Source organism: Paenibacillus sp. J2TS4, from assembly GCF_018403245.1.
In the GTDB taxonomy this organism is placed as follows: domain Bacteria; phylum Bacillota; class Bacilli; order Paenibacillales; family NBRC-103111; genus Paenibacillus_L.
In genome coordinates this window covers 91390-103473 of sequence record NZ_BOSH01000007.1, presented here as the reverse complement: position 1 = coordinate 103473, position 12084 = coordinate 91390, and the positions used below count along the sequence as shown (strand labels likewise).

Annotated in this window: 11 protein-coding genes and 1 riboswitch; of the genes, 7 read left to right on the top strand and 4 right to left on the bottom strand. The window is 50.3% G+C overall.

The window, feature by feature from the left end:
- The first annotated feature begins 52 nt into the window (after positions 1 to 52).
- Entirely contained in the window at positions 53 to 2044 is a 1992-nt protein-coding gene (locus KJS69_RS16305) for a glycoside hydrolase family protein (protein WP_213584844.1), read from the top strand.
- A 196-nt stretch (positions 2045 to 2240) separates the two neighbouring features.
- A complete protein-coding gene (locus KJS69_RS16300; RefSeq protein WP_213584843.1) occupies positions 2241 to 2744 on the top strand; it encodes an LURP-one-related family protein in 504 nt (167 codons plus the stop codon).
- Between the two features lie 126 nt (positions 2745 to 2870).
- Here KJS69_RS16300 and KJS69_RS16295 read toward each other — a convergent pair whose 3' ends face one another.
- The 4 genes from KJS69_RS16295 to KJS69_RS16280 all read right to left on the bottom strand — a co-directional run bounded on the left by KJS69_RS16295 (position 2871) and on the right by KJS69_RS16280 (position 6625).
- Positions 2871 to 3050, bottom strand: coding sequence for a hypothetical protein (locus KJS69_RS16295; protein WP_213584842.1), 180 nt, complete (start codon positions 3048 to 3050; stop codon positions 2871 to 2873).
- A gap of 323 nt (positions 3051 to 3373) precedes the next feature.
- Entirely contained in the window at positions 3374 to 4702 is a 1329-nt protein-coding gene (locus KJS69_RS16290) for a nucleobase:cation symporter-2 family protein (RefSeq protein WP_213584841.1), read from the bottom strand.
- On the bottom strand, positions 4695 to 5309 hold the full coding sequence (locus tag KJS69_RS16285; RefSeq protein WP_213584840.1) for a xanthine phosphoribosyltransferase: 615 nt from the start codon (positions 5307 to 5309) through the stop codon (positions 4695 to 4697). Before KJS69_RS16285 ends, KJS69_RS16290 begins: the two co-directional genes overlap by 8 nt.
- Positions 5310 to 5509: 200 nt before the next feature.
- A riboswitch (purine riboswitch) is annotated at positions 5510 to 5610 on the bottom strand.
- 253 nt (positions 5611 to 5863) lie between these two features.
- A complete protein-coding gene (locus tag KJS69_RS16280) occupies positions 5864 to 6625 on the bottom strand; it encodes an IclR family transcriptional regulator (protein WP_213584839.1) in 762 nt (253 codons plus the stop codon).
- A 233-nt stretch (positions 6626 to 6858) separates the two neighbouring features.
- On the opposite strand from KJS69_RS16280, the gene KJS69_RS16275 reads away from it, so the two are divergent.
- From KJS69_RS16275 to KJS69_RS16255, 5 genes are read left to right on the top strand one after another with little or no spacing between them, the layout of a single operon-like run.
- The gene (locus tag KJS69_RS16275; protein ID WP_213584838.1) at positions 6859 to 7956 is read left to right on the top strand and encodes an extracellular solute-binding protein; all 1098 of its coding nucleotides are present in this window, start codon (positions 6859 to 6861) and stop codon (positions 7954 to 7956) included.
- 13 nt (positions 7957 to 7969) lie between these two features.
- Positions 7970 to 9064 (top strand): ABC transporter ATP-binding protein, encoded by a 1095-nt coding sequence (locus KJS69_RS16270; RefSeq protein WP_213584837.1) that lies wholly within the window; start codon positions 7970 to 7972, stop codon positions 9062 to 9064.
- Positions 9065 to 9066: 2 nt separating this feature from the next.
- Entirely contained in the window at positions 9067 to 9933 is an 867-nt protein-coding gene (locus KJS69_RS16265; protein ID WP_374706649.1) for an ABC transporter permease, read from the top strand.
- Positions 9930 to 10736, top strand: a complete 807-nt coding sequence (locus KJS69_RS16260; RefSeq protein ID WP_213584836.1) for an ABC transporter permease — start codon at positions 9930 to 9932, stop codon at positions 10734 to 10736. Before KJS69_RS16265 ends, KJS69_RS16260 begins: the two co-directional genes overlap by 4 nt.
- Before the next feature lie 19 nt (positions 10737 to 10755).
- Positions 10756 to 11898: a M20 family metallopeptidase gene (locus KJS69_RS16255; protein WP_213584835.1), complete on the top strand. Its 1143-nt coding sequence runs from the start codon at positions 10756 to 10758 to the stop codon at positions 11896 to 11898.
- Positions 11899 to 12084 lie beyond the last annotated feature (186 nt).

Genomic DNA, 12084 nt, shown 5'->3' with positions numbered 1-12084 from the left:
AAAGATAATCCAAGTGAAGCAACCGATGTGGAACGAAGGGCGGCAGAAAAAGATGAATGAATTATTTCCTGAATGGCTTTGGTCCTGGATTAAGGTCAAGGATTGGCCGGATGGGTATGAGCTTATAGTAAACGCGAAAGAGAAGGGGCCTGCCATAGAGGGGGCCGGAGTCAGAGTAGCATCTGTAGAGTTGATTCGGAATGGATCGGCTGTCACCATAGATCGGGCGGGAGTAGAAATGACGCTGACCGACCCGCATATTGAATGTGTCTGGAAGCCTCATCTAGCTCCGGAAGAGGATTTAGTGATCGGGGACATGGTGTTTCGTTCTCCGGCGCTTGTTTTTGTCAATGGAAGCAAAATGCTCGCTCTTATTCCAGATCTGGACGAAATAGAGAGAGAAAGGCACGTTCCTCATAGGATGGATTATGTGGAGCTGGACCGCACCCTGTATTACGAGCTAGGACACTATGTGAAAATAGAACACGTGTATCATCGAAGGACACAAGAACCCTTTAGAATAGAGCCCGGTCAGCGATTGTTTCGCTTATATTTGGTGGAATGGCAGGAGGTTAAAGGGAAGCGAAATCTGGCTCCGGTGGCCGACTTCATGTGGGAAAGGTTTGCCAAACCGCGTATGCTCGTCGAGTTGGAATCAGCGTCGGGAGAGGAAAACTTTTTAGCCGGAATGGAAAAGTATGCTGCATACACCTACGATTGGGCTTTTAACCGGTGGGGAAGCATTGTCTGGCAATCGTTTATGTTGAATGGCGAGCCGGTAGGCGGATGCGTGTTCATTGTCCGGGCCGCGCAATCGCCGGGCGGCGGTCTGGAGAACCATTGGCGAGAAACGAAAAGTCTCTGGAACCAGGCCTGGTTCTGCAGTCTGAGAAGCGCTTACGGCTATCGCTTGTGGGGGGAGCGGTGGCGATCTCAGGAGATGGTGGACAAGTCGGCATTGGCCAAAGCCTTTGCTTTATCCGCCCCGCAGTATGACGGTCTGTTTCCGAATGTTTATTGTGCCGATGATAAGCTGCAGTGGGAGCAGGGAAAATGGGGTTTCTCCAACCGGCGACCTCCCGGGCATGAATCCTACGCTCATTTGCTGGATATGTCCTGGACCTGCTATTGGATGTTGAAATGGTACGGGGATTTGGAGAAGGACGAGCGCCTTCTTGAGTATACGCTAAAATATGTAACAAGGCTTCTTCAACTGCAGGAGCAGGACGGAAGCTTTCCAGCCTGGGTTCACATAGACAGCGGGGAAGCTTCTCCGTATCTGATGACCAGTCCAGAGACATCGATGCATATTTTGCTGCTGGCGCGATTATTTAGAATAACCGGTGAAGCCGCCTATCTGCAGGCTGCGGAGAGAGCGATGGCATTTATAAAGAGAGAGATTATCCCGTTCGGAAGATGGGAGGATTTTGAAACGTACTGGTCCTGTTCTGCGCCATGGGAAGGCAAGCAGCCTGGAGTGAGAGACCCAAGAAGCGGGCTGTATAATCAGTGCTCCTTCTCTATCTATTGGACGGCTGAAGCTTTCAAGGAGCTGTATTGGGCCACGGGAAGCTGTTCGTATCTCGAGGAAGGGGAGGCGGTGTTGGGTGAGCTTTCTTTGTATCAGGCCGTCTGGGATCCCCCGTATATGACCGTTCCGACTCTGGGCGGTTTCGGCGTCATGACCTCCGATGATGAATGGAACGACGCCAGGCAAAGCCTGTTCGCGCTGACTTATTACGATTACTACAAAATCACCGGCAAAGAACAGTACAGAGCGCGGGGTTTGTGGGCGATGCGGGCTTCCTTTTACATGATGTATTGCCCTGAAAATCCTGTGGTGAAAAAGCTTTACGAAAACCGATTTCCTCATTTTGGAGCAAAGGAATATGGCTTCTCGATGGAAAATGTGCATCACGGTCCCGACAGTGAGCAGATCGTTGGAGAGTTCACGATTTTTGATTGGGGCAATGGGGCGGCGTGTGCTTCATTAGCCGAGTTATGGTTTAAGAAGCAGGGGGAACATTTAAGCTTGGGGCAATAGAATCCGGATAGGGGGAATTATCGGTCGATGAGCTCGAAAATTATACAAGAAAGAAACGTTTTAGCTTTCTCATCGTATAAACTTATATCAAATATTGCAATTTGGCGAGACTGAAGAATCTATCTGGCTGTTAACGGTAAGTGGCAGCCGGGTCAGTTAACAGAGTGACTCTTTGGGAGCGTGAAGGGGGTACATTATGGAGAACAAGACGGTTTTCATTCGGGACAACTTTATGTCGGCAGGGGAGACGGAGATTACCGATGCAGAGGGGCAAGTGGTAGGACTACTGGATTTGCAGAGTGCCTTCACATCCAGTGTTCGCGTGCTCGATCAAGACGGCAGATTACAAGTGACCGGCGGATTCCGCTTTTTTTCCAACCGATGGACCGTGTCCGGACCCAATGGGGAGGAGAGGGGGACGGTGAGAATGAAAATGAGTTTGTGGAACAAAAGGTTCGTCTATGAAACCTCAGCCAAAACCTATATCATCACTTCTCCTGCCTTCTCAAGAAATTACGAGATTCACGACGAACTGGAGGCGCCCGCGGCTTCATTCGAGAGAGTGAGCGGCATGTTCTCTTCTGGGGCTTACCGGGTGGAAAATTCGGGCAAGCTTCCGACGGCGGAATGGATCGCTGTTGTTATGGGTGTCCACAATATACAAAAGCGCAATAATCATGCGGCCTCTTCGACAACATAAACGAGTAAAAAGCATAGTTCAAATTTGGATTATCACCTGAACAGACCATTTATCAAATGTTCCTTTCTTGGCGAGAGAGGAATCAAATGACGGAAAAGCCCCGGCATTCGCGGCCGGGGAAGATTTTCAACAGTTTATTTTGTTAAGCTCCATTCTGACCAGGCTGGTCAATTCTTCCTCATAGCCTCCGGAGACTCTGTATTTACGAATAAAGGTTTTCACAAATTTAACAGGATCTTTCGGTTTGTAGATTCGGGTCAGCTCAGCCAGGCTTTGCTTCACTTCGTTGTTCCCCTTCGCTGCCATATCCCATCCCTCCAATTGTCCGATTTATACAGCATACACAGACCGATATGTTTTTAGTCCCTTTTTGGTCCCAGGTGTGGCCATAAAACATATATAAACCATCGATCGGAGAGCGAAACATGGTAAATGTTTACATTCCGCCGATATTATAAGGCTATTTATCTCCGCGATCCTGATGAGCTCTCGGGGCTTCATGCGCATGCTTTTCTTCCTCGGAGGGCTCTTGCTCGGCTTTATAGCTGATCAGTTCCCAAGCCGTTGTACCCCATTGGGGATCGGCGGGAAAAATATCTCCCCGATTAAGAGACTCTATACGCCCCCATTCAAGGGGCAGTTGGTTCAGACGCAGCTTGTCCGGAAGGAGTTGGATCGCCCGAAGGACTTGCTGCAGCTTGTCTGCTGCGGCCCATATTAAAGAGGCCGTTCAGAATCATGGCCGTAAAGCTCCCTGCCACAATGCCATTGCTCGTCAAAATTTGCAGGCCGGCAGGCAGGCTGGAGAACAGGTCGGGGGCAACCGTTACTCCCAGTCCTACTCCAATGGAGCAGGCGACGATGAGCATATTTTCCTGGCGGTTCAGATCGACCGTACCGAGTAATTTGATCCCTGAGGATACAACCATACCGAACATGGCCAGCATCGCTCCGCCGAGTACAGGCACTGGAATGATGGTAGTCACTGCTGCGACTTTAGGTACCAGCCCAAGCAGGATAAGAATTCCCCCTGCTGCAATGATGACCTTTACGGTTTTTACCTTGGTCAATTGAATCAGGCCTACGTTTTGAGAGAAGGCGGTATAAGGAAGGGCATTGAATAATCCGCCCAATATCGTAGCCAATCCTTCGGCGCGGTAGCCTCCGGTAAAGTCTTTGGATTTTAAGTCTTTTTCACAAATTTTACCGAGTGCCAGATAAACCCCCGTTGATTCTACCAGGCTGACGATCGCTACCAGAATCATTGTAATGATAGCGGAAATTTCAAAGGTGGGCATGCCGAAATAGAAAGGCTTGACCATATGGAACCAACCAGCTTCCGAGACGGCAGAGAAATCAACCATTCCAAGAGCCCAGCCGACTATAGTTCCGGCGACCAGACCGAGAAGAATGGAAATGGCCCGGAAGAATCCGGTCACAAAGCGGTTTAACAACAAAATGAATATAAGCACCCCAAAGGATAGCAGCAGGTTGACGGTTTGGCCAAACGTTTCTTTACCGCCCCCCATATCCCGGATAGCAACCGGGATAAGCGTAAGTCCGATAATAGTAACGACCGATCCGGTAACGACCGGAGGGAAAAACTTAATCAGCTTTCCAAAGAAAGAGGCGAACAGAAGGACAAACAGTCCTGAAGCGATAATGGCACCATAAATGGCTGTAATACCATACTGGGAGCCAATGGCAATCATCGGACCGACAGCCGTAAAGGTACATCCCAATACAACGGGGAGACCGATTCCAAAGAAACGGTTTTTCCAGACCTGAAGCAAGGTGGCTACTCCACAGGTAAGCAGATCGATGGAAATCAGGTAAGAGAGTTGAGTGGGAGTAAGCCCCAACTGATTGGCGATAATGATCGGGACGATAACGGCACCGGCATACATGGCCAGCACATGCTGCAGACCAAGAGAAAGCAGCTTGGAAGGATTACGCATGACCATTGCTCTCCTCTGCGCTGAGAATTAAACGATCCTCTGCAAAACGGACTTGCCCCTCGGACAAAGACTGCACCCGAGCCAGGGATTCGACCCGGAAGCCCGCTTCAGTCAGCCTGGCGCTGCCGTTCTGGAATGATTTTTCAATGACAATGCCGATACCTACCACTTCGGCTCCGGCTTTCTGCACAATATTAGCCAGACCAAACGCAGCCTCGCCATGAGCCAGAAAATCATCGATAATGAGAACCTTGTCCTGTTCTTCGATAAACTTTTTGGAAACGGAGATTTCGTTAGTTACTTGCTTCGTATAGGAATGGACTTGCTCTATATGGAGGTTGTCCTGCAGAGTCAGCGATTTTTGTTTGCGGGCAAAGATTAAGGGCACATTAAGCAGCATCGCGGCCATGACGGCCGGGGCGATTCCCGACGACTCGATGGTTAATACCTTGGTTATTGGCTCCCCGCTGAATCGGCTGACGAATTCTTTGCCGATGGCCAGCATTAGCTGCGGATCGATCTGATGATTAAGGAAGGAATCGACTTTGAGAACATGGTCGGATAGAACTATTCCTTCGGCTAATATTTTTTCCTGTAGTTGTTTCATGATACCCTCCATCCAATTTCTTTGTTGGCTTGTAATTTAGGTGATATAAGGTAATTTAAAGTGTTATTCAGTAGCTGTCAAAGCATTCAGGGGCAATCGAGTTACCGAGCCGTACTTCATATGAAAAATAAAAAACTCGAGCGAACCAAACCCGACCTCTAGTCAGGCTTGTCCCTCGAGTGAATGGAAAAAACAACGACAAAACAGACGCATTCACTCGTAGTCCGGTCATTTCCGGTGACCGGGTAGAGACTCGCAGGCCAATTCCTGCCATTATACGAGCGGCAATTCAATTTTATGGTGTAAGTATACTCTATCCTTTGTCAAAAAGGAAGAGGGGGTTTTGCCGAAAGACGAACTATTAATTGTAAAAAAGTTGAAATCGTTCGCTTTTGTGAAAGCGCACACAGCTCCAACTAGGCTGAAATGAAGTGAAAGTACATACATCTATTTCGTCCCGAAAGTATCAATTGAGGGAAATAGAGTAAAAATGCACCTCATTGCTCTCGAAACCTTCTAGTTGGGCGAAAGAGGTGAAACGACTTGAACCCGGTCTAGACCGGGTGGTTATATCCAATGCCGGATGAGATGATGGCAGTAGTCTCCAGAATGCAATTGCGGAGAAAATCGGCCTGTGGAATAATCCGATCGGTCGGCCCGATCAAGCTGACCGAAGCAACCACTTGGGCAGCGGAGTCATAAATTGGCGCAGCGACACCGGTGACTCCGATATTTCTCATATTGGAGCTCATTTCGCTTCCTTCTGCGCGAATCTTGTTCAGCCTTTGCTTCAGAGCGGCGGGATCTATAATCGAATGTTCGGTAAACGCTTTAATCTCTTCCGAGAGGATCGAATCAATAAAGTCATCCGATTGGAAGGCGAGAATAGATCTCGAAGCGCTGGTAGCATATAACGGAAAACGCCGGTGTATATCGACCGTGAATCGGATAGGGTGCTGCGAATCGATCCGATAAACGTAGATGGCGTCTCTCCCGTCGATTACACAGAGACAGACGAGTTCTTTAGTTTTATCGGCCAGTTGGCGCAGGTAAGGGCGGGCGATTTCAACCAAATCATGGTTTTGCAGCACTTTGTTGCCCAATTCCAGAAGAGTATAGCCCAAGGCATATTGTTTATTGGCCGGATTTTGCCGGATAAAGCCCTCGCTTTCCAACGTGGCAAGCAATTTATGGACGGCTCCTTTGGAGAGATTAAGCATCCGGCTCAATTCGGAAACTCCTAATTCTTTGGGAGACTCGAGAAATAATTTGAGCAGTCTGCAGCTATTTTTGACGGATGACAAGTAATTTTCCATGGAAACCCTTCCTTTGTGAAATAATGTTCATGGCCAACATCAGACCTAGTTTATCACAAGAGCTCTCCTCTTGGACAGATGACCTGGGAAATGCTCCTTGTTTTTTGAAAACCGGTTTAATCAATTTTATTATTGAAATCGCTTTAAAGCCATGCTAAAATCCTAGTATACTTTTTCTATATAGTAAACGATGTTCACTATAGGTGAACGAACTTGAATTCAGGAGGTAGGGTATGAAGAAGAGGGTCGTAAGTATATTAGCTGCAGTAACGCTAATCGGTACATTGATGGCGGGTTGCGGAGCGAAGGACAAAGCGCCGGATGCGGCTGTGAGCCCGGATGGAGGGAATAAGCCGGAAGCCCAACTGGTCGTCGCGGGGAACGGGGCTACGGTAGAGAATTTGATGAAGGATGAAATTTTTAAGAAGTTTAACGAAAAATATCCAGACGTCAAATTAAGCTATGTTTCCGGCGTGTCTACAGAAATCGTCGCCAAAGTCAAAGCGCAGCAGGCCGCTCCGCAAATTGACCTTGTCATCATCGAAGGCGGTGAGCAAGAAACCGGCCGCAAAGCGGGTCTATGGGAGCCGCTCGTAGAGCAGGATATTCCGAATATGAAAAACGTAATGGACAATCTGGCCATTAGCGAGAACAGCGGGGTGACGGTTAATTTTACTCCCATGGGGATTTCTTATCAAGCCGAAGAGGTTAAAGCAAAGGGCCTCCCGATTCCGGAGTCCTGGAACGATCTGGCGCTCCCAGAGATGAAAGGGAACATCACTTTGACCGAAATCTCCAGCAACTTTGGCCGCTCAGCTCTCATTATGCTGGCTTACGCCAATGGCGGCAACGAGCAAAATATGGACCCGGGCTTTGAGAAGCTGAAAACGATTGCAGGCTACATGCCGACCTTCGCTAAAAGCGCCGCCCAATTGCAGCAGAATCTGCAAAATAAATCAGCAGTATATACGGCATGGACGATGGCTCGCAGTCTCGTTCAAGCGGATGCCGGGCTGGATCTCGAGTTTGTCATCCCGAAGGAAGGCGCGCCGATTGTTCCGAATGTCGCCTCCAAAGTTAAAAATGCCAAGAACACCGCAGCCACTGATTTATTCATCGACTTCCTGCTGAGTGACGAGGTTCAGACGCTTTACGGCACTAAATTGTACTATCATCCGGCCACCGAAGTTAAGCTTCCGGACGATATTGCCCAAAAGCTGGATTTTGACCGCAATAAAATTGTAAAAACCGACTATGAAGCGATCGGACAAAATATGTCGGCTTGGCTGGATCGTTTTAACAAAGAAATCGCTCCGGTAACCGGAAAATGAAACAGGTGATCTTTTGACTAAAAAATTAGATGTTGAACTGCTTCATATACAGAAAAGCTTTGGTGCAAACGTGGTGGTTGACGACTTTAATCTGGAGGTCGAGCAAGGAGAATGCATCTCCTTCCTCGGGCCTTCCGGGTGCGGAAAGACGACGACTCTAAACATGATTGCCGGCTTCCTCGAACCGGATGGCGGAGAGCTGCGAATTAAAGGGAAGCGGATGAACGGTGTCCCCTCCAACAAGCGGGATCTCGGCATGGTGTTTCAGACGTACTCCTTGTTTCCGCACATGACGGTGGAGCAGAACGTCGCCTACGGCCTCAAGCTGAGAAAGGTGCCCAAGCCGCAAATACGCGAGAGGGTGCAGAGAGTGCTGGAGATCGTTAAGCTCCCCCACGTAGCCGACCGCTATCCGAAGCAGCTCTCGGGCGGACAGCGTCAGCGGATTGCCATTGCCCGCGCGCTCGTTACAGAGCCTTCGCTGCTGCTCCTCGATGAGCCGCTCAGCAACCTGGACGCCAAATTGCGCGAGGAGCTGAGGGATGAAATCAAACGGCTGCATCAGGAAATAGGCGTGACGACTATCTTCGTCACTCACGATCAGGAGGAGGCGCTCTATCTGTCTGACCGGATCGTGGTCATTAGTCACGGGAAGATCGAGCAGATCGGCACTCCATGGGAAATTTATAACCAGCCGGCCACCGAGTTCGTTCACACTTTTATCGGGAAGTCCAATCAAATGAGCGGCAAAGTGCAAAGTCACAACGGGCAGACCGTTACCATTGCTTTGGATCAGGGAGATGTGGTTGTTGCTAACGCCCGTGGCAAAGCCTTTGCTGCTAACGAATCTGTATCGGTCTATGTCCGCCCGGAGAAGATGTTCCTCGATTTGGAAGGTGGCGCCGCCCGAGACAACCGTTTGCAGGGAACCGTCCAATTGACCTCCTTCCTGGGCTCCTTTACGGAATGTGTAGTGAATACCGGAGCAGGGAACCTGTCCGTTCGGCTCTCCGCGACGGAAGGGAATCGATCGATGGAAGCCGGCCGGCAAGCCATCGTACAGTGGGAAGCGGATGACACCTTCGTCTTTGCGAGAAAGGAGAGCTAACTATGGCTTCTTCTACAAGAGCGAACCGCCTCATGAACCGGGCGCCGTTATTGCTGTTAGCTCCCGCTATGATTATTCTGCTAGGTGTCTTTATCATCCCGATGATCTATATCTTTCTGCTTAGCTTTCAGGATGAGGAGCAGCAATTCACTATAGCCAATTATTTATTATTTGTGCAGGACCCTTACTATCTGCAAATTATGTGGCGAACGATCAAAGTCAGCCTGCTGACCGTCATCAGCTGTCTGGTGCTCGCCTATCCGGTAGCCCTGTTCATGTCCAAGGCCTCCGGCAAAGTTCGGGGATTCGTAACCTTTCTAATCATTTCCCCGCATCTGATCAGCGTTGTCATCCGCAACTTCGGTTGGGTCGTCATTCTCGGCGACAAAGGCTGGATCAACAATACGCTCATAAAGCTTGGAATTATCCAAGAGCCGCTGCGATTATTGTATAACGAGCTGGGGGTTATCATCGGTTTGACCGACGCTTTTATCGTTTATATGGTGCTGGCCATTGCGACCAGCCTGTACTCGGTAGACCCGTCCCTTCATAAAGCGGCCGGGATCCTGGGGGCATCCCGGTTTACAACCTTCCTGACGATCACTCTGCCGCTCAGCTTGCCGGGAATTGTGGCGGGGACTACGCTTGTGTTCAGTTTGTCGATGAGCGCGTTCGTCACTCCGGCACTGATGGGCGGAACGTCGGTGAAGGTAATGCCGGTGATCACCTATGAGAAAATTATGGCGACCTTGAACTGGCCGCTAGGAGCGGCGCTCGCCTTTCTGCTGCTGGGCTCCACCGTTGCCTTGGTAACTTTGTTTACGAGGCTGGTAGAGACGAAACGGTATAAAGAGGTGTTTTCCTCATGAAGAAATTGCGATTTTCCTGGTTGGGACTGGTCTCGTTTATGATATTGTTCGCGGTCATTTCCCCACTGCTCGTTATCATTCCGACCTCCTTTACCTACACGGCCTATTTATCTTTTCCGCCAGAAGGGTTTTCCTTTCAATGGTATAAGAGGATCCTGGATCGGCCGGAATTTATCGAAGCCTTCTTTTTCAGCCTGCAATTGGCTGCATTGACTGCGGTCGTATCGACGCTGATCGGATCGATTGCGGCGCTGGCGCTTCACAAGTACAGAATCCCGGGTAAAGGCTTTATCAACGGGCTGCTGCTTTCTCCGTTAACGGTGCCGGCCATTATTATCGGGATTGCGGCGCTGCTGTTTTTTACCAAAATAGGGTTGGGAGGCACCTTTGGCGGCTTGTTCCTGGCTCACATTCTGATTTCGATTCCTTATGTCGTCCGGCTGACGCTTACGGGGCTGAGCTCCTTTGACTATACACTGGAAAGGGCCGCTTATATTATGGGCGCCAAGCCCATCCAGGTATTCTGGGATATCACGCTCCCGCTCTTGCGTCCGGCGATCCTGTCGGGCTTGATCTTCTCGTTCCTCACTTCGTTCGATAATGTGACCGTGTCGCTGTTTCTTGTCTCCCCGAATACAACGACGCTGCCTCTGGCGATCTTTAACTATATGCAGGAGACTCTCGATCCGCTGGTCGCCTCTGTTTCTTCTGTAGTTATTTTGCTGAGTCTGGTGTTTATCTATCTGCTGGAACGGGTTTATGGGCTAGACCGGCTGTTCGGAACGAACAGTCAATCACACTAATGGAGTTGTCCTAATTTTTATGTCTTCAATCTTAATGAATCAAATGAATACCTACATGCCCGAGCTGCTGGAGCTGCTGGAGGAAAGCGTCAATATGGACTCCCCTTCGGAAAGCAAGCTCCACGGCGACCGGATGTCTGATTGGTACGCCGATTTACTCCGGCGTTTGATTGGCGGACAGGTGGATAGACTTGCTAATGAAACATATGGAGACCCCTTGATCTGTACTGTAGGGAACGGGGCTCGGCGGATCCTGCTAATCGGTCATTACGATACGGTGTGGCCGGAGGGAGAGGCGGTCAAACGGCCATTTCGCATCCATGAAGGAAAAGCGTACGGTCCTGGCGTATATGATATGAAGTGCGGGTTGTTGCAGGCCATTTTTGCCATTAAGGCACTTCAGGAGCAGGGCCGGTTTCCCGAAGACAAGACTTTGGTCTTCTTTATCAACAGCGACGAAGAGATCGGCAGCCCGACCTCGCGCCAACGAATGGAAGAGCAAGCGCGGTTGTCCGAGGTCGCTTTTGTATTGGAGCCTCCACTGGAGCCGACCGGAGCATTGAAAACATCGCGCAAAGGAAGCGGCCGCTACAAAATGGTCATCCAGGGCGTCTCCGCTCATGCCGGAGTAGACCCGCAGAAGGGCATCTCCGCGATTCAAGAGCTGTCCTACCAAATTCAACGCCTTCACGAGCTGACGGATTACAACTTAGGAACGACGGTGAATGTCGGCATCGTCCAGGGCGGAATTGGCAGCAATGTGGTAGCGGATCGGGCGGAGGCGGAAATCGATGTGCGGGTGCAGACAGCGGAGGAGGCCGAGCGGGTTGAGGCGGCACTGTTCGCGCTGCGTCCGATCATGCAGGGGACGCGGGTGACGCTGACCGGCCGCATGACCCGTCCTCCAATGGAACGGACGGAGCAGATCGCCGAGCTGTACCGGCTGGCTCACCGGATCGGAACCGAGGAGCTCGGGTTGACCATGAGCGAGGCGAGTACCGGCGGGGTAAGCGACGGCAATTTCACGGCGGCTTGCGGAACCCCGACGCTGGATGGACTGGGGGCCAGGGGAGATTACGCCCATTCGCCCGACGAATACGTAGTGCTGGAGGAAATTCCACGAAGATCCGCTCTGCTGGCGAGACTTATCGAGCTGTGCTAAAAAGCAGTACTAGAAGCTGTACTAAAAGTTGTGCCAGAAGGTGGGCTAGAAGCCGCAACTAAACCGGCAACTAAAAGAGGCAACTAAAAGCTGTGCTAAACAGCGAAGCGGGCAAGGGGAAACTGCTCAAAGGTTTTGGGCTGCACGCGAGTTACAAGCCGCGCGAAAGTGGCGTTGTCTGACGGA